The 20,780-nt window shown below is 64.3% G+C and carries 19 protein-coding genes; 8 read left to right on the top strand and 11 right to left on the bottom strand.

Annotated elements, in window-relative coordinates; all coding sequences use genetic code 11:
- Positions 1-2 precede the first annotated feature (2 nt).
- A complete protein-coding gene (locus tag IVA92_RS03275; RefSeq protein WP_247279422.1) occupies positions 3-812 on the bottom strand; it encodes an ABC transporter ATP-binding protein in 810 nt (269 codons plus the stop codon).
- Positions 809-1,579: an ABC transporter permease gene (locus IVA92_RS03270; protein WP_247279421.1), complete on the bottom strand. Its 771-nt coding sequence runs from the start codon at positions 1,577-1,579 to the stop codon at positions 809-811. Before IVA92_RS03270 ends, IVA92_RS03275 begins: the two co-directional genes overlap by 4 nt.
- 106 nt (positions 1,580-1,685) lie before the next feature.
- On the opposite strand from IVA92_RS03270, the gene IVA92_RS03265 reads away from it, so the two are divergent.
- The 3 genes from IVA92_RS03265 to IVA92_RS03255 are packed head-to-tail and all read left to right on the top strand — an operon-like array spanning position 1,686 to position 5,159.
- Positions 1,686-2,813: a mandelate racemase/muconate lactonizing enzyme family protein gene (locus IVA92_RS03265; protein WP_247279420.1), complete on the top strand. Its 1,128-nt coding sequence runs from the start codon at positions 1,686-1,688 to the stop codon at positions 2,811-2,813.
- Positions 2,813-4,408: a GMC family oxidoreductase N-terminal domain-containing protein gene (locus IVA92_RS03260; protein ID WP_247279419.1), complete on the top strand. Its 1,596-nt coding sequence runs from the start codon at positions 2,813-2,815 to the stop codon at positions 4,406-4,408. Before IVA92_RS03265 ends, IVA92_RS03260 begins: the two co-directional genes overlap by 1 nt.
- 28 nt (positions 4,409-4,436) lie before the next feature.
- Complete coding sequence (locus IVA92_RS03255) at positions 4,437-5,159, top strand: GntR family transcriptional regulator (protein WP_247279418.1); 723 nt, start codon at positions 4,437-4,439, stop codon at positions 5,157-5,159.
- Between the two features lie 5 nt (positions 5,160-5,164).
- On the opposite strand, the gene IVA92_RS03250 is transcribed toward IVA92_RS03255, so the two are convergent.
- The 9 genes from IVA92_RS03250 to IVA92_RS03210 form a co-directional block, all read right to left on the bottom strand.
- Positions 5,165-6,958, bottom strand: a complete 1,794-nt coding sequence (locus IVA92_RS03250; protein ID WP_247279417.1) for a chloride channel protein — start codon at positions 6,956-6,958, stop codon at positions 5,165-5,167.
- Position 6,959: 1 nt separating this feature from the next.
- Positions 6,960-7,934, bottom strand: a complete 975-nt coding sequence (locus IVA92_RS03245) for a formylglycine-generating enzyme family protein (protein ID WP_247279416.1) — start codon at positions 7,932-7,934, stop codon at positions 6,960-6,962.
- A 3-nt stretch (positions 7,935-7,937) separates the two neighbouring features.
- A complete protein-coding gene (locus IVA92_RS03240) occupies positions 7,938-9,581 on the bottom strand; it encodes an arylsulfatase (RefSeq protein WP_063684290.1) in 1,644 nt (547 codons plus the stop codon).
- 30 nt (positions 9,582-9,611) lie between these two features.
- Positions 9,612-10,385: a GntR family transcriptional regulator gene (locus IVA92_RS03235; protein ID WP_063684289.1), complete on the bottom strand. Its 774-nt coding sequence runs from the start codon at positions 10,383-10,385 to the stop codon at positions 9,612-9,614.
- A 4-nt stretch (positions 10,386-10,389) separates the two neighbouring features.
- Positions 10,390-11,442, bottom strand: coding sequence for an ABC transporter ATP-binding protein (locus IVA92_RS03230; RefSeq protein WP_247279415.1), 1,053 nt, complete (start codon positions 11,440-11,442; stop codon positions 10,390-10,392).
- Complete coding sequence (locus tag IVA92_RS03225; protein WP_247279414.1) at positions 11,439-12,278, bottom strand: carbohydrate ABC transporter permease; 840 nt, start codon at positions 12,276-12,278, stop codon at positions 11,439-11,441. The genes IVA92_RS03230 and IVA92_RS03225 overlap by 4 nt, the downstream gene beginning before the upstream one ends.
- Positions 12,275-13,210, bottom strand: a complete 936-nt coding sequence (locus IVA92_RS03220; RefSeq protein ID WP_183231627.1) for a sugar ABC transporter permease — start codon at positions 13,208-13,210, stop codon at positions 12,275-12,277. The genes IVA92_RS03225 and IVA92_RS03220 overlap by 4 nt, the downstream gene beginning before the upstream one ends.
- A 3-nt stretch (positions 13,211-13,213) precedes the next feature.
- Positions 13,214-14,608 carry a sugar ABC transporter substrate-binding protein gene (locus IVA92_RS03215; RefSeq protein ID WP_247279413.1) on the bottom strand — a complete coding sequence of 465 codons (1,395 nt, stop codon included), beginning with the start codon at positions 14,606-14,608 and terminating at the stop codon, positions 13,214-13,216.
- Positions 14,609-14,792: 184 nt separating this feature from the next.
- Positions 14,793-15,596: a DeoR/GlpR family DNA-binding transcription regulator gene (locus tag IVA92_RS03210; RefSeq protein ID WP_247279412.1), complete on the bottom strand. Its 804-nt coding sequence runs from the start codon at positions 15,594-15,596 to the stop codon at positions 14,793-14,795.
- Between the two features lie 222 nt (positions 15,597-15,818).
- Here IVA92_RS03210 and IVA92_RS03205 point away from each other — a divergent pair, with 222 nt between their 5' ends.
- From IVA92_RS03205 to IVA92_RS03185, 5 genes are read left to right on the top strand one after another with little or no spacing between them, the layout of a single operon-like run.
- Positions 15,819-16,838, top strand: coding sequence for an ABC transporter ATP-binding protein (locus tag IVA92_RS03205; RefSeq protein WP_247279411.1), 1,020 nt, complete (start codon positions 15,819-15,821; stop codon positions 16,836-16,838).
- A 45-nt stretch (positions 16,839-16,883) separates the two neighbouring features.
- Positions 16,884-18,155, top strand: coding sequence for an ABC transporter substrate-binding protein (locus IVA92_RS03200; protein ID WP_247279410.1), 1,272 nt, complete (start codon positions 16,884-16,886; stop codon positions 18,153-18,155).
- A gap of 56 nt (positions 18,156-18,211) precedes the next feature.
- Positions 18,212-19,132 carry a sugar ABC transporter permease gene (locus tag IVA92_RS03195; RefSeq protein WP_247279488.1) on the top strand — a complete coding sequence of 307 codons (921 nt, stop codon included), beginning with the start codon at positions 18,212-18,214 and terminating at the stop codon, positions 19,130-19,132.
- The gene (locus IVA92_RS03190) at positions 19,129-19,938 is read left to right on the top strand and encodes a carbohydrate ABC transporter permease (protein WP_247279409.1); all 810 of its coding nucleotides are present in this window, start codon (positions 19,129-19,131) and stop codon (positions 19,936-19,938) included. Before IVA92_RS03195 ends, IVA92_RS03190 begins: the two co-directional genes overlap by 4 nt.
- Complete coding sequence (locus tag IVA92_RS03185) at positions 19,938-20,777, top strand: endonuclease/exonuclease/phosphatase family protein (RefSeq protein WP_247279487.1); 840 nt, start codon at positions 19,938-19,940, stop codon at positions 20,775-20,777. The genes IVA92_RS03190 and IVA92_RS03185 overlap by 1 nt, the downstream gene beginning before the upstream one ends.
- Positions 20,778-20,780: the final 3 nt, after the last annotated feature.

Below are 20,780 nucleotides of genomic sequence, written 5' to 3'. Positions count from 1 at the left end.
TGTTATTCCGACAATGAGACCGGACGCATCTGCGCCTGCTGGGCGCGATATTCGTCCATCACCAGCTGCCTGATATGGCTGCGCAGCTCCGCGAATTCCGGACGCTCCTGGATCGACTCGTCGCGCGGGTAAGCGAAGGGAACGTCGATGATCTCCCTGATCCGCGCCGGCCGCGCCGTCACCACCACGATGCGGGAGGCGAGGTAGATCGCCTCCTCGACGGAATGGGTGATCAGCATGACGGTCTTGCCTTCGGTCTCCAGCACCTTGAGCAGCAGGTTCTGCATGTTGGAGCGGGTCTGGGCGTCGAGCGCCCCGAACGGCTCGTCCATCAGGAGAAACTGGGGCTTCACCGCATAGGCACGCGCGATTGCGAGGCGTTGTCGCATGCCGCCGGACAGATGCTTCGGATACGAATTGGCGAAGTCGGACAGGCCCATCAGGCCGAGATAGTGATCGCAGATCGCGTCGCGCTCGGCGGTCGGGACGTGGTTGGTGCTGAGCGTCAGGCCGAAGGCGATGTTCTGCTTCACCGTCAACCAAGGGAAGACGCCATATTCCTGGAAGATGACACCGCGCTCGGGGCCGGGACCGGCGACGGGACGGCCGTCGAACAGTACCTTGCCGGTCGTCGGCTTCTGGAAGCCGGCGAGCATGCTCATCATCGTGGTCTTGCCGCAGCCGGACGGCCCGATCACCGCGATGAAGTCGCCGTCGTTGATGTCGTAGCTGACGTTCTCGACGACGTTGAGACGACCCTTCGGCGTCTCGAAGGACAGCGACACCTTGTCGAACTGCGCGCGCTTGTTCATGCGATGGCCCGATCCTGCCAGACCAACAGCCGCGCGGTGATCTTGCGCAGGATCAAATCCATGATCAGCGCGATCAGGCCGATGCAGATGATGCCGACATAGATGACGTCGAGCAGGAAGTAGGTCGAGGCATTCTGGATCATGGCACCGAGCCCGCGCTGCGCCGCGATCAGCTCGGATGCGACCAGCGTCGCCCAAGCGACGCCCAGCGCCACGCGCAGCGCCGTGAGAATGTGCGGGACGGTGAGGGGAATGATGACCTTGCGAAAGATCTCGGTCTGGTTGGCGCCGAGCGTCTGCGCCACGCGGATGTAGAGCGGCGTGATCTGGGAGACGCCCTCATACATCACGATCACGCCGGAGAAGAACGAGGCGTAGAACAGGATGACAAGCTTTGCGAGCTCGTCGACGCCGAAATAGACGATCACCAGCGGGATCAGTGCGATCGGCGGCAGCGCGCGAAAGAAGTTGATCATGGGGTCGGCGAAGGTGCGGGCGGGGCGATACCACCCGAGCAGAAATCCGACCGGCACGGCCACGAGGATGCCGAGCGCGACGCCGAGAAAGACGCGCCGGGTCGAAGCAAAGATGTCGATCAGCAGGCCTTCCTTGGCCAGAAGCTCGAAGAATTTGGCGGCGACCTGGTGCGGCGCGGGGATCAGCGAGACGTTGACGAAGCCGCTCCAGCGCACGGCGTACCAGAGCAGGATTGCACCGATCCACGGTATCAATCCGAGACCGAGGCGTCTCAGGCCAGCTCCGTTCATTCGACGCGTCCACCCAGATTGCGGTTGATGTTTTCAAACGTCATATTATAAATAGGATGACCATACAAGTGGCGCCTTTGGTCGTAGGCGTCGCAGGCTTTCCCGCATGACATCGCCGCATTTCACCATCCGAAGCGTCCAGGCCTTTGGCTATCGCTACCCGCTGACCACGCCGGTTATCACGTCCTTCGGGCGGATGAAGGATCGGCCGGCCGTCTTCGTCCGCGTCGAGGACGGCGACGACAATGTCGGCTGGGGTGAAGTGTGGTGCAATTTTCCAGCACCGGGAGCCGAACATCGTGTTCGGCTCGTCAACGAGGTGCTTGCGCCAGCTCTGGTCGGATTCACCGCCTCCGAGCCGTCCGCTGCGTTCGCGCATCTGACACGGGGAACCTCGGTGCTTGCGCTGCAATCTGGCGAAGCCGGCCCGTTTGCGCAGGCGATCGCCGGCATCGATCTCGCCGTCTGGGATCTCTTCGCGCGCCGCCAGAACGTTGCGTTGTGGAAGCTGCTCGGCGGGGCGAGGCGCACGATCAATGTCTACGCCAGCGGCATCAATCCGGTCGGGTCCGAGCAGACGGCCGAAGCGGCCCTGAGCCGCGGATACCGCGCGTTGAAGCTGAAGATCGGCTTCGATCCGGCAACCGACCGCGCCAATCTCGCCGCGCTGCGCCGTCTTGTGGGCGAAGGTCTGCTGGCCGCCGACGTCAATCAGGGCTGGACCATTGCGCAGGCATTGGAGCTCGCGCCGCAACTGGAGCACTTCGGTCTCGCCTGGCTCGAGGAGCCGATCCGCGCCGATCGTCCCCGGCGGGAATGGGCGCAATTGCGCGAGGCCATCCGCTTTCCGCTCGCGGCCGGTGAGAACATCGCGAGCCATGCCGGCTTTGCCGAGGTGCTGCGTGAGCCGGTGCTCGGTGTCGTCCAGCCGGACATCGCCAAATGGGGCGGGCTGTCGGCTTGCGCTGGCATCGCGCGCGATATCCTTGCGTCCGGAAAGATGTTCTGCCCGCACTATCTCGGCGCCGGCATCGGCCTCCTGGCATCCGCGCATCTTCTCGCCGGCGTCGGCGGCGACGGGCTGCTCGAAGTCGACAGCAACGAAAATCCGCTGCGCGACCGCTTCTGCGGTCCCGTGCTCGATGTCCACGACGGCATGATCACGCTCGGCGACGAGGCAGGTCTCGGCATCACGCCCGATCTTGCCGCCATCGAACAATACCGGACGATCTGATGTCAGCACGCGGCTACGACTACATCATCGTCGGCGCGGGCTCGGCCGGTTGCGTCGTTGCAAACCGACTGTCGGCCGATCCGTCCTGCCGCGTGCTGTTGCTGGAGGCCGGCGGGTCGGATCGAAATTTCTGGCTGAAGCTTCCGGTCGGCTATTACCGGACCATCTACAACGAGCGGTTCTCGCGCCTGTTCAGGACCGAGCCCTCGGAGGGCAGCGGCGGCCGTGCCATCGTGTGGCCGCGCGGCCGCGTGCTCGGCGGCTCGTCCTCGATCAATGGTCTGATCTTCATCCGGGGCCAGCACGAGGATTTTGACGATTGGGAGCGCCTTGGCGCCGATGGCTGGAGCTATCGCGAACTCTTGCCGTATTTCCGGCGCTACGAGCGCTACCGCGGCGGCGAGAGCCAGTTTCATGGCGGGCTCGGAGAGTTCGAGGTCTCCGATCTCCGCAACGACAACCAGGCATCGAAGGCCTGGGTCGAGGCGGGTGTGGAGTTCGGCCTGCCGCGCAATCCCGACTTCAACGGTGCCACGACGCTGGGCGTCGGCACCTACCAGCTCGGCATCGGGCGGCACTGGCGGACCAGTTCGGCCTCTGCGTTTCTGCGCCCCGTCGCCGGCCGTCCTAATCTCACCATCATCACCCATGCGCAGGTCAGCAGGGTCGTTTTCAACGGTCGCGTCGCCACCGGCGTCGAGTGGATCAGCAAGGGGCAGGTCCACAGTGCGGCGGCTGATCGTGAGATCATCCTGTCCGGCGGCGCGCTGCAGTCGCCGCAAATCCTCCAGCTCTCCGGCGTTGGTCCAGCCGATCTGCTGCGCAAGCTCGGCATTCCCGTTATTGCCGAGTCTCCGGAGGTCGGCGCCAATCTCCAGGACCATTATCAGGCCCGGCTGATCGTCCGCCTCAAGGATCGCATCTCGCTCAACGACCAGGTCCGCAATCCCGTTGAGCTTGCGAAGATGGGTCTGCAGTGGATGCTGGCGGGCAGCGGCCCGCTGACGGTCGGGGCGGGGCAGGTGGGCGGCGCAGCCTGTACGGAATACGCGGTCGGCGGACGGCCGGACGTGCAGTTCAACGTGATGCCGCTGTCGGTCGACAAGCCCGGCGAGCCCCTGCACGGCTATTCCGGCTTCACCGCCTCGGTCTGGCAGTGCCACGCAAAGTCGCGCGGACGGCTTGCGATCAGCTCAACAGATCCGTTCGAACAGCCGCGTATCGTACCAAACTATTTTGCCGAGGAGATCGACCGCAAGACCATTGTTGCAGGTCTGAAGATTCTCCGCGAGATCTATCAGCAGAGGGCGTTTCGCCCGCTCTGGGACATCGAGATGGTGCCGGGTGAGGCAGCAAGGGATGATGCCGGGCTGTGGGATTTTGCACGCAATACGGGGGGCACGGTGTTTCATTGCGTCGGGACATGTCGCATGGGCGGCGACGCGCAGGCCGTGCTCGATCCGCAGCTGCGCGTGCGCGGCGTCGAGCGGCTGCGGGTGATCGACGCCTCTGTGATGCCCCAGATCACGTCGGCCAACACCAACGCGACCAGCCTGATGATTGGCGAACGCGGTGCCGCACTGGTCATGGCTTGATCGCGCGGCCTGAATTGTGGAGGGCGAGATGGAATTGAGTTCCGATAGTCACGTCCCCAAATACGCGCAGATCGCCGACATCTTTAGGCAGCGCATCGCACGCGGCGTCTGGACCCAGGGGTTTCGCCTGCCGGCCAACGAGGAACTGGCAGCCGAGTTTGGCGTGTCGCGCGTCACGATCAGGCAGGCAGTGGAGCTGCTCGCCCGCGACGGCGTGATCGAGGCCCAGCAGGGCCGCGGCACCTTCGTCACGGGGGCCGTGCGGCAGGATCGCTGGCTCAAGGTCGAGACGACGCTCTCCGATCTCGCCGACATGTACCGCGACACTTCGCCCGAGATCATCAATATCTCGGAAAGCCGCACCAACGCGCCGCTGCTTCCCGGCGACGGCAAGCCGGCCGAAAAATATGTCTTCATGCGTCGGCTGCATTCGCGGGAGAAGCAGCCGTATTGCGTCATTTCCATCTATCTCGACGAGAAGATCTTCCGCAGGTCACCGAAGCGTTTTCGCAACGAGACCGTGATTCCGATCCTGAACGATCTGAGGGATCCCGCCATCGCCAGCGCGCGCCAGACCCTGACCATAGGTGCCGCGGACATCGAAGCCGCGCGGCTGCTGCGCGTTCCGCTGAATTCGCCGGTAGCAGAAGTCCGCCGCATCTTCACGACCGCGGACCGCACTGTAATCTATCTCGGCGAAGTCACCTATCGCGGCGACTTCGTGCGGATCGACATGGATCTGCGGCCCTAGCCCTCTCAACGCGAGAACAGTTCCTGGTTCCGGCGCTCGAGCTCCTCCCCGTAGGTGCGCAGGACGTGGGCTTCGCTCAAGGTGCCAATCGTCGCGCGATGATCGGTGCGATCGACGACCGCGAGCACATCGGCCTCGCTGCGTTCAAAGGCTTTCAGGATCTCGCGCACCGGCGTGGTCGGGAGCAGGCACTCATCCTGTTGCTGGGCCAGTGAACCCAGCTGCTCATCGTCCTGGTTGGCGACGGAATGCAGCGTCGCGGCGGGCACGATGCCCGCATAGATGCCGCTGGGATCGCGGAGCACGATCTGGCGAACCTGTGCCGGCGAGAACAGTTTTTGCGCCTCGCCGATCGGCATCGTCGTTAGCGCGTTCTCGAAGTCAGTGCGCATCAGCGAAGCCGCGCTCATCTGCCGGACCCAGCCGATGTCTTGCGGGCCGCGGATCACCTCGCCGCGCAGATGGAAGCGCCATGTGGCGAAACTGTAGCCGAACAGCTCGCGCACGATCAGCGCGCAGACCGACGACGCGACCACCGCTCCAACGGTGACAGAGAAATCGCCGGTGATCTCGAGCGCAAGACACACCATGCTGAACGGCGCGCCAAGGACGCCCGTCCCGAGTGCGGCGAGCGCCGCGATGGCAGCCGTGCCGGGTTGAAGCGCCAGCGTGGGAAGAGGGCCCGTCAGCACGATGCTGTAGAGCTGCCCGATCAGCGCGCCCAGCAACAGCGAGGCGAAGAACAGGCCGCCGCGGAAGCCGGAGCCGAGCGAGATGGCGGAGGCCAGGATCTTGAACACGATCGTGGTCGTGAGCAGAAGCCAGGTCGGATTGCTGACCAGCAGGATCTGCATCGCGCCGTGACCGGCGCCGAGCACAGTGGGCGTCAGCAAGGCGAGGCTGCCGAGCAGGAGGCCGCCGAGAATTGGGCGCAGGAAGCCCTTGAACACCGTGATGCGCTGAAAGCAGCGCTCGGAGAATGCGACGGCGAGCATCACGAGGATGCTGACGAAAGCGCAGATGATGCCGATCAGTACGGTTTGCCCTATCATCTCGACGGAGACCGGCGAGGGGAAGCCGGGCACCATCAGGAAGGACTGGTGCGTCAATTGCCGCGCGACGAGCCATGCGGTGACGGCGCTGGCGATGACCGGCACGAGACCGGCGGATGTATAGGCGCCGAGCACGACCTCGAAGGCGTAGAAGGCGCCCGCGAGCGGTGCGGAAAACGCGGCGCTGATCGCCCCCGCGGCGCCGCAGGCTACCAGCAGCCGCATGTCGTTGCGACGGGCAGCCAGGCGCTGGCCGACATGAGAGCCGAACATCGAGCAAATCTGGGTATAGCCGGCCTCCAGACCGACCGATCCGCCGAACCCGTTGGACAGCAGCGTCTGTATCGAGATCAGCAGGCTGCCGCGAAAGGACACCCGGCCGCCATAGAGCGCATTGGCCTCGATTGCGTCGGCGAGTTGCTGTCCCTTCACGCGCCGGGCGAAATATAGTCCGATTAGCGCGAGCACCAGGCCGCCGATCATCGGCACGAGCAGCGTGCGCTGCCAGGAGATCACGCCGGTGGCGCTGAGATGTGCATCGAAAGGAATGTCGAACAGCAGGGCGTGAGAAACCTGGCTGAGGCTCGAGATCGCAGCAGCCACCAGCACGCCGCTGAGCAGTCCGACGACGATCGCGACCAGCACGAGGCCGGTCTCGCGATTGCGCACGAAGTTGCGCAGGAACAACGGCAGCAGGCGGATGCCGGGAGCCGCGGCCGGCTTCGCAGGATGTGATGCGGGCGCCATCCTAGGCCGGATCCCGCGGTGGTTCGGCGCGCACGACGCGGAAGCCGATATTGCTGGACGCGGAGTCGGGCGTGTTGGAGCTTCGCGCCGCGACGCGGTAGCGATTGCAGTAGGACTCGTGGCAGAGGAAGGATCCGCCGCGCATCGACCGGTTGGGAGCAGGCTCGCGGTTCAAGGGGTCTCGTGATGGCGTGAGGCGGTGATAGCTCGGCGAAAAATAGTCCTCGCACCATTCCCAGACGTTTCCGGCGACATTGTGCAGGCCATATCCGTTGGGCACGAAACTGTGAACCGGCGCCGTACCGAAGTAGCCATCATCCACGGTGTTGCGGTCGGGGAAGCTGCCCTGCCAGATGTTGCAGCGATGCTCACCGCCCGGGTGCAGCTCGTTGCCCCAGGGGTAGGTAGCCTGGTCCAGCCCGCCGCGCGCGGCCATCTCCCATTCCGCTTCGGTCGGAAGGCGCGTGCCGGACCATCGGCAATAGGCCTGTGCGTCGTTCCAGGAGACGTGGACGACGGGATGATCGAGCCTGTCCAGGATGCTGCTCGCAGGTCCCTCCGGCTGCGCCCAATAGGCGCGCAGCACCGGGACCCACCATGGCGTTTCCTGAACGCGCGTCGTGCGGGCCGCACGTGTCTCTTCCGGCAACAGCCCGTCGAAGACAAAGCTCCAGCCGTAGCGTTCGGCATCCGTCGTGTAGCCCGTGGCCCGGACGAAGTCGCCGAATTGGAGATTGCTCACGGCGTGGCAGGCAATGGCAAACGGCGACAACGTCACCAGCCGTACCGGGCCTTCGCCGTCCTCGACGAATCCGATACCGGCGGATCCCATGTGGAAGGTTCCGCCGATCAGCGAGCTCCAGCGGCGCGGGATCGGGGTTGTACTGGGAGTGATCGCCGCGTGCGCATCCTCGCCCGTCGCCGGCCCGCTGCCGGCGGCGCGCTGGGTGCAACAGTGTGAGCGATCCCCGGTCATGTCCTATTTCTGCTTCTCTTCCTCCCAGAAGGCTGTGCCGCCTTCCGCCTTCATCAACTCCAGAATCTTCTCGCGGGGGATCACGCCGCAGCGATTGGCCCATTGCTGATACTGCGCCGTCATCTCGCGGACGCGATCCGGATGCTGCGCGGCGAGATCGTTCATCTCGGTTCGGTCCGTTTCCATGTCGTAGAGCTCCCAGGGGCCGGGATACTTCCGCACCAGCTTCCACTTGCCGACGCGGACGGCCGCATTGCCCTCGTGCTCCCAGAACAGCGGGCCACGGTTGCCATAGGCCGAGGCGAATGACGGCACCAGGCTCTCGCCTTCGCAGGGCAGGATGGCGTTGCCGTTATACTCCTTGGGATAGGTGGCGCCGGTGACGTCGAGAATGGTTGCCATCACGTCGGTGAGCTGGCTCGGATTGTGCCGCAGGCCGCCTCTCTCGGAAATGCCGCGCGGCCAGTGCACGATGAACGGGGTTGCGATGCCGCCTTCGTGGATCCAGTGCTTGTAGAGACGGAACGGCGTGTTGGAGAGGTTGGCCCAGGCGGTGCCGTAGCTCTGGTAGGTGTCCTCGGCGCCGGGCATCAGGGTCGGGTCATTGCCGAAGCGCACCGGTCTGCCGTCGCGCGTCTTCGCCTGCGCGATCATGAGCTGGTCGACCAGCTCCTTTGCCGTGACGCCTTCCGGAATGTCCTCGGCGCAGGCGCCGTTGTCGGAGAGGAAGATGATCAGCGTGTTGTCCATCTGGCCGGTCTCGTCCAGCGCCTTCAGGATGCGGCCGATGCCCTGGTCCATCCGGTCGATCTGGGCCGCGTAGACCTCCATGCAGCGCAGCGTCCATTCGCGCTGCTCCGCGTCGGTCCACGGCGGTTGGGTCGGATCGCGATCGGTCAGGCGCCAGTTCGGATGGATGATGCCGTCGTCGACCAGGCGCTTGAGGCGCTCCTCGCGCAGCCTGTCCCAGCCCGCATCGAAGCGGCCCTTGTACTTGGCGATGTCCTCGTCATGGGCATGAAGCGGCCAATGCGGCGCCGTATAGGCGACGTACTGGAAGAATGGCGCGTCGGGCTTCTGTGCCTTGTGCTGGCGGATGAAGGCGGCAGCCTGATCGCTGATCGCATCGGTGTAGAAGAACGAGGGATCCTTCACCGCCTCGTGCTCGATATTGTCGTTGCCGCGGGTGAGCGTGTTGGGATGGTAAAAGGAGCCGGCGCCGATGATGGTGCCGTAGAAGTGGTCGAAGCCGCGCTGCATCGGCCATGCGTCGGTCGGCTCCGTCAGGCTGCTGGCGATGTGCCATTTGCCGCTGAGGTAGGACGTGTAGTTCTTGCTCTTCAGGGCCTCGGCGATCGTCACGCAGCTCTTGTTGAGATTGCCGGCGTAGCCCTCGGGGCCGTTGCTGTAGGTGAGGATGCCGATGCCGGTCTGATGCGGATGCAGGCCGGTGAGCAGCGAGGCGCGCGAGGGGCTGCAGCGGGCGGTGTTGTAGAACTGCGAATAGCGCAAGCCATTCGCCGCGAGGCGATCGAGGTTCGGCGTCTGGATCTCGCCGCCGTAACAGCCGATGTCCGAAAAGCCCATGTCGTCGTTGAGGATGAGCAGGATGTTGGGGCTGTCAGGGGTCTTTGCGCCATTCGGCATGTTCTTGTCCTCGTGATTGACGTGTGGCGGTTAGTGGCGGCGCGTCAGGCTGATGCTGAGGCGGAAATATTTTGGCAAGTACACGGCGCGCAGCAGTTCGAGCGCCCGCCCGTCCTTGCCGAAGGTGACGCGCTCGATGGAGAGCAGGGGCGAGCCGACCTTGACCCCCAGCAGCTTGGCGCTGCCGGCGTCGGCGAGGTCGGCGCTGATGGTCTGCTGGGCGTCCTTGATGGCGAGACCAAGCTCGTCCTCGAAGACGCGGTACATGATGATCGAGACCAGATCGCGCTTCTCGAGCTCGAGACCGATATCCGGGGGATAGAAGGCGTGCTCGATGGCGATCGGCGTGTCGTCCGCGAGCCGCAAGCGCCGGAGCTGCCAGACGGCGCGTTCGCGCAGCTGCTCGCGAACGGCGGCGTCGTGCCGGTTGGTCATGCCCTGCTGCAGGATCGTGGCGCCGGCCTGGTAGCCGGCGTCGCGGATGGTTTCCGAGAAGCCCATGAGGTGGCCGACCCAGTTCTCGGGCTGGTTCGAGCGCAGGAAGGTGCCGCGGCCGCGCGAGCGGTCGAACATGCCTTCGTTCACGAGGGGGGCTATAGCGTTGCGGATGGTGATGCGGCTGACGCCGAAATGGCGGCCGAGTTCGGCCTCGGTCATCAGGCGGCCGGTCTCGTCGATCAACTTGCCGTCGCGCACCTGGCTGCGAATGGATTCACGGATCTGGATATGCAGGGGCGTCGATCCCTCCGCAACGACATCGCTGCCGAGCGGCGCGGGCTTCTTCTTGCGTGTTTGAATAGCCATGGTGTCAGAGCCGCATGCGTGTTGCTGGATCGAACAGATGAATGTCTTGCGGTCGGGCCGTGATCGAGATCGCGTCGCCCTCGCCGGGAATGTTGCCGTCGGCGACGCGCATGCGGATCATGGTGCCGGCGCAGTCGAGATCGAGCACGGCGGTATCGCCGAGATCCTCGATCAGGTCGACGCGCGCGCCGAGACCGCCTTCCGTCATGCGCAGGGCGCCGGGGCGAAGGCCGACCACCACGTCCCGCTCACCCGCAGTCGTGGTCGTCGTCTTCAAACGGTGGCCGGCGATGATGACGTCGCCGTCCACGTAGCGGGCGGGGACGAGGTTCATCGGGGGATTTCCGATGAAGCCGGCAATGTCGATCGAGTTCGGGCGGGCGAAAACCTCCGCGGGCGTGCCGACCTGCTGGATCTCGCCCGACATGAACACAGCCATGCGGTCCGCAAGCGTCATGGCCTCTTCCTGGTCGTGGGTGACGTAGACCGCGGTGACGCCGAGCGAGCGCTGCAGCTTCTTCAACTCGGCGCGGGTTTCCAGCCGCAGCTTCGCATCGAGGTTCGAGAGCGGCTCGTCGAGCAGAAACAGGCGAGCCTTGCGTACGATGGCGCGGGCCAGCGCGCAGCGCTGCTGCTGGCCGCCCGAGAGCTGGCCCGGCTTGCGGTCGAGCAAATGGTCGATCTTCACCTTGCGCGCCGCATCCTTCACGGCGGGCGTGATCTCGGCCTTCGGCAGCTTGGCCATCTCCAGCGGGAAGGCGATGTTCTCGGCCACCGTCATGTGCGGGTAGAGCGCGTAGCTCTGGAATACCATGGCGATGTCGCGGTCACGCGCGTCGGTCGAGGTGACGTCCTTGTCGTCGATCAGCACGCGGCCGGCGGTCGGCGCATCGAGGCCTGCGAGGATGCGCAGCGTCGTGCTCTTGCCCGAGCCGGACGGGCCGAGCAGGGCGAAGAACTCACCCGGCTTGATATCGAAATTGACGCCCTTCAGCGCGGCGAACTCGCCGTGCATCTTGACGATGTTGCGAAAACTGACCTGACCCTGGCCGCTCATCGGCGTCCTCCGCCCTTGACTGCACCGACCGTCAGGCCCTTCACGATATGCTTCTGCGCGAACACGCCGAGGACGACGACAGGCAGCATGGCGAGAACCGAGACCGCGGCGAGCTTGGCCCACAGCGTCTGCTCGACGGAGACGAAATTGAACATGGCGACCGTGACCGGGCGCACCGTGTTGCCGCTCAGCACGACGGCGAACAAAAATTCGTTCCACGCATTGAGAAACACGAACACGACTGTCACGGCGATGCCGCCACGGACCTGCGGAATGATGATCCGCCACAATGTCTTCAAGCGGCTGGCGCCATCGAGATAGGCGGCTTCCTCCATCTCGAAGGGGATGTCCTCGAAATAGGAGACCAGCAGCCAGATCGCGAAGGGCAGGGAGAACGACAGATAGATCAGGATGATGCCCTGATAGGTGTCGATCCAGCCGATGTTCCGCAGCACCAGGAAGTACGGGATGATGATGCCGACCGGCGGCAGCATCTGCGTGGCCAGCACGTAGAAGCCCGCGAACTTCTTGCCGCGAAAGCGCAGGCGCGCGAGCGCATAGGCCGCGGGCACCGCCATCAGCATGGTCACAATTGTGGTGCCGACCGAGATGATGACGCTGGAGAGAAGGTTCGGCAGGATCGATCCCGAGCCGAACAACACGTCGCGATAGGCTTCCCACGTCGGCGTGAACACCAGCTTGGGCGGATAGGCCAGCACGTCGGAATCGGTCTTGAGCGAATTCATGACGCTCCAGACGATCGGAAACGCCCAGGCGAGCAGGAAGACCGTGGAGATCGCGAGCAGGGCAATGATGCGGAGGCGCTTGGCGGTCATTTGGCCCTCCGCATCGCGAACAGGATGCCGGAGATGATGATGGTCACGACCAGCAGTGCGACCGCGAGCGCCGAGCCGTAGCCGATCGACAGCTCGGTGAAGGACTTTCGGTACGCATAGAGATTGAGGATCTCGGTCGCCGTGCCGGGGCCCCCGGCGGTGACGGTGAAGATCGCCGCGAACGCGGTCAGCGCCACCATGGTCCGCATGATGATGACCATGACGATGGCCGGGCGCAGCAGAGGCAGGGTGATGCGGCGAAAGCGTTGCCACGCGGAGGCGCGGTCGAGCCGCGCCGCCTCGTAGATGTCCTCGGGCAGCGAGGCGAGCGAGGCCAGCAGCACCATGAACGCAAAGGGCGTCCACTGCCAGGTGTGGATCGCGATCACCGAGACCATCGCAAGCGTGGGATCGCCGAGCCAGTTCTTGCTGCCGAGCCCCGCATTTATCGCGAGGAAATCGACGATGCCGAATTCCGGTGCCAGCATGAAGGTACGCCAGATCATGCCCACAACGGCCGGCGACAGCACCACGGGCAGGATGGCGATGACCCTGAACCAGCCCTGGCCGCGCTTCATGTCCATGACCAGCAGGGCGAGCGCGAGGCCAATGATGACCTGCAGCGCGACGGTCGAGCCGGTATAGACGAGGCTCACCAGCAGCGAGGTCCAGAAGCGCTCGTCGGAGAGCAGCACCTGGTAGTTCTCGAATCCGACGAAGCCGTTGGTGAACGGCATCGCCAGGTCCATCCGGAATGCGCTGGTGTAGACCAGGAAGAGCAGCGGAAACGTCGTCGTGGCGAGCAGCGCAAGAAACGCCGGTGCAAGCAGGGCCGCTGCGAACCGGCGTTCGCGCTGCGCCAGGACGCGGCCGAAATCGCTGCGAGGTGCCTCGCTCGCGATCCCGGCCGATGTCACCGCTGTCGTCGCCATGGTTCAGCCGCGCATCATCGGTTCGATGCGGCGCTGCGCATCGTCCAGTGCGGCCTTGATCGAGGCCTGGCCGGAGAGGGCCGACTGAATCGCGGTCGCCATGGTGTCGCCGATCGCCGGCCATTGCGGCACGCGCGGACGCCAGTCGACGTCGGTGTCCTCCTGCAGGGCGCCCATTGTGGCCTCGACGAAGTTCTCGCCGAAGCCGTTCATCAGCTTGATGTAGTCGGGGTCCTTCCAGACCGAGGTGCGGTTGACACCCGAGCGCTTGGTGGGACCGGCGAACTTGTGCGCGGTGCGCGCCTGGGTCTCGGCGCTCGCGGCCCACTGGATGAACAGCCACGTCGCTTTCCGCTTCTTCTCCGGCAGCGCGGAATTGATCGGAAAGCCCCAGTTCCAGATCGACGTGGTGCGCTTGCCCGACGGACCCTTGGGCCAGCGCGCATAAGCGACCTTGCCGATCACCTTGGATTTTTCGGGGTTGTTGATGACCGAAGCCGACGAGTGTGCGTCGATGTAGCTGGCGACGGTGCCTTGCGAGAAGGCGTCGGCGATATCGGGCCAGTTCCAGTTGGCTGCTGCCGTCGGCGCGTACTTCTTCATGATGTCGACGTACCAGGCGAGCGCTGCCTCGGCCTCGGGGCCATTGACGGTGAGCTTGCCGCCCTTCATCCAGTCGCCGCCGAACTCGCGGAAGATCGACGGATAGATGTACATGTTCTGGCCGGCACCGGCGACGCCGCGCAACGCTGCGCCCCAGACGCGATCGTTCGGTGTGTTCAACGCCGCGGCATTGGACATGTAGGCCTCTAGCGTGTCGGCCGGCTTCAGGCCTTTCGCGTCATAGAGGTCCTTGCGATAGACCTGAATGGTGACTTCACCGTCATAGGGCATGCCGTAGAGCTTGCCGTCGATGCCGTTGGCGCTGCGCCAGGCCGGGATGATGTCGTCGAGCTTGAACCAGGCCGGATCGGTCAGCGACTTGTCGGCGAGGTAAGTGTCGAGCGGCTCGACCCATTTGTTCGCGGCATAGAGCGCGTAATACATGGGATCGGCGGCATGGGTCGCGTAGGTCCCGGTCTTCGAGGTCAGGTCGATGACGCTCTTCTGCCGGATCTGCGCCGGCGGAATCTTCTCGAAGCGGACGTCGATGCCGGTGAGCGCCTTGAACTGCGGCGCCAGTGCAATGAGGTTTTCGAAATAGCTCGCCGGGATCACGGCGACCGTGATGGTCTCGCCGGAAACCTGCTGCCAGTCGATCTGAGCGGATTTGTAGGGCGCGAGGTCGGCGTCCTGCGCGGCAGCTTGCCGGAGAAAGGCCGGGCCAAGTGTCGCGAAAGCGGCGGCGGCGGTTCCGGTCTTGAGTAGCGTTCGTCGCGTCGGCCTGAATGACGTCATGCTGTCCTCCCGAAAATCCGGATTTATACTTCCGGTTAGTTAGGACATTTGCCCAAATGTTATAACAAGTCAACCGCGACAAATTGGGTGTCCTCCGGCCGTTTGGCGCGGAGCGTGGACCGACCGCGGACCTCGCCTCCGGGAGGCGCGATCGGGCCGAGCAGCGATGAGATGGAGTTGCCGGCTAGATGTCGCCGAGGAGCTCGAAATCTGCGCGAGCGTCGCCGGCCGTATGGATCTGGCCGCTATATCGCTGTGCGCTCAGCTCGAACGCTGCCGGCAATCGGTCGTCGATAACGAGATGGTGGCACTCGTCGAGATGGCCGCCGCGAACCGTTGCATTGCGCCCGAATTTGGTGACGTCGGCCACGAGCACGGACGTTCGTGAATTGGCGGCGATGGATTGGCGTGCCTTGACTTCATCGACATGGAAGTCGAGCAGCGAGCCGTCCGCATCGACGCCGCCGACGCCGAAGATTCCGAAGTCGGCGCGAAATCCCGAGAAGAAATGCACGGCGGCCTCGCCAATGATGTCGCGGTCGAGCGGCCGCAGCGTGCCGCCGGCGATGGTGATCTCCACGTCCGGATTATGCGAGAACGCTGCGGCCACGTTCAGGCTGTTGGTGATCACCCGCAGATCCCGTCGACGGGAAAGTGCCTGCGCGACATATTCGGGCGTCGTGCCGAGCCCGATCATCAGCGACGTCCCGTCGGGAATGAGTTTGGCGGTCGCATGCGCGATCCGCCGCTTGGCTTCGGCGTTCAGCCTGTGTCTGCTGCTGTAGGCGAGGTTCTGATTCTGGACGGGGAGGCTGACCCCACCATGCACGCGCCGAAGCAATCCTTGGTCGCAGAGCGCATTCACAAGGCGGCGGATGGTCTGCTGGGTCACCTCGAAACGCGCCGCAAGCTGCTCGATGGAAGCGAAGCCTTGCTCGCGCACGATCTCCAGTATGTGGACCTGACGTGTCGTGGCGCTCCTGGCCATGAGCCCTCCGTTCGCGACAAAAGTATCATTTGAACGGCCAAGACGCAATTTTCTGTTTCATATGGTGACACGCTATGTTCATATGAACATAATAGTCGCTACGCCGATGAATGCGCGTGGCTCAAGGGAGGACGCATGTACTGGTCTTTGACCGGCACTGTGCTGCTCCGTTGGAGCGAGCCGCCATCAGCGTAGCTGCATCATGCTGAGAGCGAACCGGCCATGTCGGCGATTACGCTGAATCATGTCTCCAAGTCGTGGGGCGCGATGCGCGCCGTCGATGACATCAGTCTGACGGCGGACGAGGGCTCGCTGCTGGTGCTGCTGGGGCCGTCCGGCTGCGGCAAGTCGACCACGTTGCGGCTGATCGCCGGGCTCGAGGAGGCCGATGCCGGCACGATCGCCATCGGCGGGGTGGACGTGACCCGCCTGTCGCCGGCGGAGCGGAAGATCTCCATGGTCTTCCAGTCCTATGCGCTGTTCCCGCATTTGAGCGTGGCCGAGAACATCATTTTCGGCCTGCGCGTGCGGCGGGTGTCGCAGGCCGAACGCGACGCCCGGCTTCGTCGCGTCGCCGACATCGTTGGTCTCGCGCATCTGCTCGATCGCAAGCCGTCGCAATTGTCGGGAGGGCAGCGCCAGCGCGTCGCGCTGGGACGCGCCATCATCGCCGAGGCGCGGGTCTGTCTCATGGACGAGCCGCTGTCCAACCTGGACGCCAAGCTGCGGCACGAGATGCGAACGGAAATCCGCGCGTTGCAGCAGCGCCTCGGCATGACGATGGTCTACGTGACCCACGATCAGACCGAAGCCATGACGATGGCGGACCGCGTCGTCCTGATGCGCGATGGCCGTATCGAGCAGAACGGCTCGCCGGAAGAGCTCTACAATAGGCCGGCGACGGCGTTTACGGCGCGTTTCATCGGCACACCGCCGATGAACCTGGTGCGTCAGGGCGATCACCTGATCGGCATCCGGCCGGAGCACATTCGCATCGTGCCCGGTGGCGATCATGCCGCGCGGGTCAAGGCCGTCGAGCATCTCGGAGCCGACAGCATCGTGCTGTGCGACATCGACGGTCAGCCGATCTCGGTGCGGCTCGATGGGTTCAGCAAGGTTCAGCCCGGCGAGGATGTCCGGCTGGCCTGGGAGGCCGGTCACGAACATCGGTTCGATCCGGCTACGGAATGCCGATTGGAAACTTCAGCCAGGGAGGGCCGGCTGGCGACCTCCGCTGGATAGCAGCGGTGGCTTCAGGCGCTCGGCGGATTACAGAGGGAGAGAGAGATGTTTGCGCGACGAACGATATTGATGGCAGCCGCACTTGCCGTGCTCTCGATGGGGGCACGTCCCGCTGCCGCGGTGGATCTGACCATGTACTATCCGGTCGCGGTCGGCGGTCCCGTCACCAAGATCATCGACGACATGGTCTCGCGCTTCGAGAAGGACAATCCGGACGTCAAAGTGACGGCAGTCTATGCCGGCAACTACACGGACACGATGACCAAAGCGATGACCGCCATGAAGGGCGGGCAGCCGCCGCAACTGTCGGTGCTGTTGTCGACCGACGTGTTCACGCTGATGGACGAAAACGCGATCGTGCCGTTTGACGACCTCGTCAGCGACAAGGCCTGGTTCAAGGAATTCTATCCCGCGTTCATGGCCAACGGCCAGGTGGACGGCAAGACCTGGAGCATCCCGTTCCAGCGTTCGACCATCGTGCTGTACTGGAACAAGGACGCCTTCAAGGAAGCCGGCCTCGATCCCGAGAAGGCGCCGGCGTCCTGGGACGAAATGGTCGAGATGTCGAAGAAGCTGGTCAAGAAGGAGGGCGCCAACACGACGCGTTGGGGCGTCGAGATCCCGACGACCGGCTACGGCTACTGGATGCTGCAGGCGCTCGCCATCGAGAACGGCCAGAAGATGATGAACGAGGCCGGCACCGAGGTGTACCTCACCGCGCCGAAGACGGTCGGCGCGCTCGACTACTGGGTCGACCTGTCGCGCAAGCACAACATCATGCCGACCGGCAGCATCGACTGGGCGACGCTCCGCACCGACTTCCTCGAAGGCAAGACGGCGATGATGTGGCACACGACGGGTAACCTCACGGCCGTCAAGGACGCCGCAAAATTCCAGTTCGGCGTGGCCATGCTGCCGGCCAAGGAGAGGCGGGGATCGCCGACCGGCGGCGGCAGCTTCTACATCTTCAAGAACGCTTCGGCCGAGCAGCAGAAGGCCGCCGTCAAGTTCATCCAGTGGATGACGGCGCCCGAACGTGCGGCGGAATGGAGCATGAAGACCGGCTACGTCGCAGTGTCGCCGGCCGCCTACAAGACCAAGGCGATGGAAGACTACGCCAAGGGCTTCCCGCAGGCGACCGTCGCGCGCGATCAGCTCGAGCATGCCGTGCCGGAGCTGTCCGTCCACGAAAACGGCCGCATCTACAAGTTCGTGAATGATGCCGTGCAGGCCGCGGTCACGGGCTCGCAGAAGCCGCAGGAAGCGCTGGCCGCCGCGCAGGCGCAGTCCGACCGCGTGCTGCGCGCCGCCAAGTAATCGCAAAGTAAAGACGTGGCGGGGTGGCGGTTCGCCGCCATCCCGCCGGCTCCAGGATGACCGATCTCGCCGCCTCATCGCCAATCCCCGAACGCCGCGCCCGGTCGCAGGCGTGGTGGAATGCCGTGAATGCGTGGCTGCTGCTGTTGCCGGCCGCGGTCCTGCTGGTTGCCTTCACGCACTGGCCGATCCTGGCGACGATCCGGCATTCGCTGTTCATCACCAAGCGGAACGGCAGCGAGGTCTTCGTCGGGACGGACAGCTACCGGGCCATGGCGGCCGATCCGATCTTCTGGAAGGCGCTGGTCAACAATTTCTGGTTCGCACTCGGCACGATCCCGACGTCGATCGCGCTCGCCCTGATCATGGCGGTCTGGGTCAATCGCAACATGCGCGGCCGCGGCTTTCTGCGGCTGGCGTACTTCACGCCGACGGTGCTGCCGATGATCGCCGTCGCCAACATCTGGCTGTTCTTCTACACGCCGGACTACGGCGCGCTCGATCAGCTGCGCGGGCTGTTCGGCCTCGGCGGCTGGAACTGGCTCGGCGATCCCTCGACGGTGATGGGCTGCCTGATCGTGATGGTGATCTGGAAGGAAGCCGGCTTCTTCATGATCTTCTATCTGGCGGCGCTGCAGCAGCTCTCGCCGGACCTCGATGAGGCCGCCTCCATCGAAGGCGCGAGCCGGTGGTACACGTTCCGCCGGATCACGTTCCCGCTGCTGATGCCGACCACGCTGTTCGTAGCCATCAACGCCGTCATCAACTCGTTCAAGCTGGTGGACCATCTGGTCATCATGACAAAGGGCGGTCCGAACAACGCCAGCACGCTGCTGCTCTATTACATTTACGAGGTCGCCTTCACGTTTCAGGACTCCTCCTACGCGGCAACGCTGACAGTCGTGCTTCTGACGCTGCTGAGCGCGATTGCGCTGCTCAAGTTCGGCTATCTCGATCGCAGGATCCACTACCAATGAGAGGCAGGACACACCCCATCGAGGCCGTCGCAGCATGGCTCCTCGCTTTGATCTGGCTCGCCCCCTTGGGCTATGCCTTCTGGAGCGCGCTGCATCCGGCGGCCTATGCCACGTCGTTCAGCCTGTCCGCGCCCTGGACGCTGGAGAATTTTGCCCGGGCCTGGAAGCAGGCGCCGTTCGGCCGGTACTACCTCAACACGGTCGTGCTGGTGACGTTCATCCTGGTCGGCCAACTCATCCTGTCGACGCTGGCCGCCTATGCCTTTGCGCGCTTCAGATTCAGGGGCAGCGGCATTGCGTTTGCCCTCGTGCTGCTCCAGCTCATGATCATGCCCGACGTCCTCATCGTCGAGAACTACCGCGCGATCGCAAAGCTTGGTTTGCTCGATACGATTCCTGCCATCGCGCTGCCATATCTGGCGAGCGCCTTTGGTATCTTCCTGTTGCGGCAGACGTTCAAGAGCGTGCCTCAGGAGCTGGTCGAGGCCGCCCGCGTCGAGGGAGCAGGCCCGCTCGTGATCCTTTGGCGGGTCTATGTGCCCTTGGCCCGGCCCACCTACATCGCGTTCGGTCTCGTCTCCGTCAGTTATCACTGGAACAACTTCCTGTGGCCGCTGATCGTCACGAATTCGGTGGAAGCGCGGCCGCTCACGGTGGGGCTCGCGGTTTTCGGCGCGCCTGAGACCGGCGTGGATTGGTCGGTGATCACGGCCGCGACCGTGATGACGATGGCGCCGCTGTTGATCGCGTTCCTGCTGTTCCAGCGTCAGTTCGTTCAGTCATTCATGCGCGCGGGTATCCGGTAATGCGGCTTCTCACCTGGAACATACAGTGCGGCAAGGGGTGCGACGGAGTCACCGATCTCTCCAGGATCGTTACCGTCGCCAGGCAGACGCTCGATGCGGACGTGTTCTGCTTCCAGGAGGTGAGCGCCAATTTTTCGAGATTTGACGATGGCGCGGATCAGAGCGCCCAGCTCGCAGCCTTGCTGCCCGGCTACTCCGCAATATTCCGGCCGGCGATCGAGACGATAGATCGCGCGGGAAGCCTCCACTGCTTCGGCAACATGACGTTGTCGCGATTGACGGTGTTGCAGATCGCCAATCACCTCCTGCCGTTTCCGGGCGCAGGTGGGGTGCGCAGCATGCGCCGTCACGCCCTGGAGGTGACGCTTCAGACCTCGTTTGGCGCGGTTCGCATCGTCAACACGCATCTCGAGTTTCATTCGGCCGATCAGCGTCACGCGCAGATCACGCGGCTGTTGGATCTGCAACAAGACGCGTCGGGGAGCCCCAGGCAGGCCAGCTCCCGGCACGATGAGCCATATGGGAGCCAGACCGTCGCGGCGTCGAGCCTGATGTGCGGCGATTTCAATTTCGACGTCGCCGATCCCCAGCACGCCCTGATCGACCGCGCCGGCCGGCCCGGCTTGAATTATCGGGATGCGTGGGCCGCCAATCGTCCGGGTCGCCCGCGGGCGCCGACATGCGGCATCTTTGATCGCGCGCAATGGCCCGACGGGCCGGACTGTCGCGACTTCATCTTCGTCACGGAGGATCTGGTCAGTCGCGTGCGCAGCATCGAGGTCAACGCAGCAACCGATGCGTCCGACCACCAACCCCTCGGGATCGAGCTGGCGGACTAGAGA

The sequence above is a fragment of the Bradyrhizobium sp. 154 genome (assembly GCF_023073875.1).
Classification (GTDB): domain Bacteria; phylum Pseudomonadota; class Alphaproteobacteria; order Rhizobiales; family Xanthobacteraceae; genus Bradyrhizobium.
This window is presented reverse-complemented; position numbering and strand designations above follow the sequence as displayed.

Coding starts and splice junctions, on each gene's coding strand:
- IVA92_RS03275 (WP_247279422.1), bottom strand. CDS start 812: ATGAACAAGCGCGCGCAGTTCGACAAGGTGTCGCTGTCCTTCGAGACG.
- IVA92_RS03270 (WP_247279421.1), bottom strand. CDS start 1,579: ATGAACGGAGCTGGCCTGAGACGCCTCGGTCTCGGATTGATACCGTGG.
- IVA92_RS03265 (WP_247279420.1), top strand. CDS start 1,686: ATGACATCGCCGCATTTCACCATCCGAAGCGTCCAGGCCTTTGGCTAT.
- IVA92_RS03260 (WP_247279419.1), top strand. CDS start 2,813: ATGTCAGCACGCGGCTACGACTACATCATCGTCGGCGCGGGCTCGGCC.
- IVA92_RS03255 (WP_247279418.1), top strand. CDS start 4,437: ATGGAATTGAGTTCCGATAGTCACGTCCCCAAATACGCGCAGATCGCC.
- IVA92_RS03250 (WP_247279417.1), bottom strand. CDS start 6,958: ATGGCGCCCGCATCACATCCTGCGAAGCCGGCCGCGGCTCCCGGCATC.
- IVA92_RS03245 (WP_247279416.1), bottom strand. CDS start 7,934: ATGACCGGGGATCGCTCACACTGTTGCACCCAGCGCGCCGCCGGCAGC.
- IVA92_RS03240 (WP_063684290.1), bottom strand. CDS start 9,581: ATGCCGAATGGCGCAAAGACCCCTGACAGCCCCAACATCCTGCTCATC.
- IVA92_RS03235 (WP_063684289.1), bottom strand. CDS start 10,385: ATGGCTATTCAAACACGCAAGAAGAAGCCCGCGCCGCTCGGCAGCGAT.
- IVA92_RS03230 (WP_247279415.1), bottom strand. CDS start 11,442: ATGAGCGGCCAGGGTCAGGTCAGTTTTCGCAACATCGTCAAGATGCAC.
- IVA92_RS03225 (WP_247279414.1), bottom strand. CDS start 12,278: ATGACCGCCAAGCGCCTCCGCATCATTGCCCTGCTCGCGATCTCCACG.
- IVA92_RS03220 (WP_183231627.1), bottom strand. CDS start 13,210: ATGGCGACGACAGCGGTGACATCGGCCGGGATCGCGAGCGAGGCACCT.
- IVA92_RS03215 (WP_247279413.1), bottom strand. CDS start 14,608: ATGACGTCATTCAGGCCGACGCGACGAACGCTACTCAAGACCGGAACC.
- IVA92_RS03210 (WP_247279412.1), bottom strand. CDS start 15,596: ATGGCCAGGAGCGCCACGACACGTCAGGTCCACATACTGGAGATCGTG.
- IVA92_RS03205 (WP_247279411.1), top strand. CDS start 15,819: ATGTCGGCGATTACGCTGAATCATGTCTCCAAGTCGTGGGGCGCGATG.
- IVA92_RS03200 (WP_247279410.1), top strand. CDS start 16,884: ATGTTTGCGCGACGAACGATATTGATGGCAGCCGCACTTGCCGTGCTC.
- IVA92_RS03195 (WP_247279488.1), top strand. CDS start 18,212: ATGACCGATCTCGCCGCCTCATCGCCAATCCCCGAACGCCGCGCCCGG.
- IVA92_RS03190 (WP_247279409.1), top strand. CDS start 19,129: ATGAGAGGCAGGACACACCCCATCGAGGCCGTCGCAGCATGGCTCCTC.
- IVA92_RS03185 (WP_247279487.1), top strand. CDS start 19,938: ATGCGGCTTCTCACCTGGAACATACAGTGCGGCAAGGGGTGCGACGGA.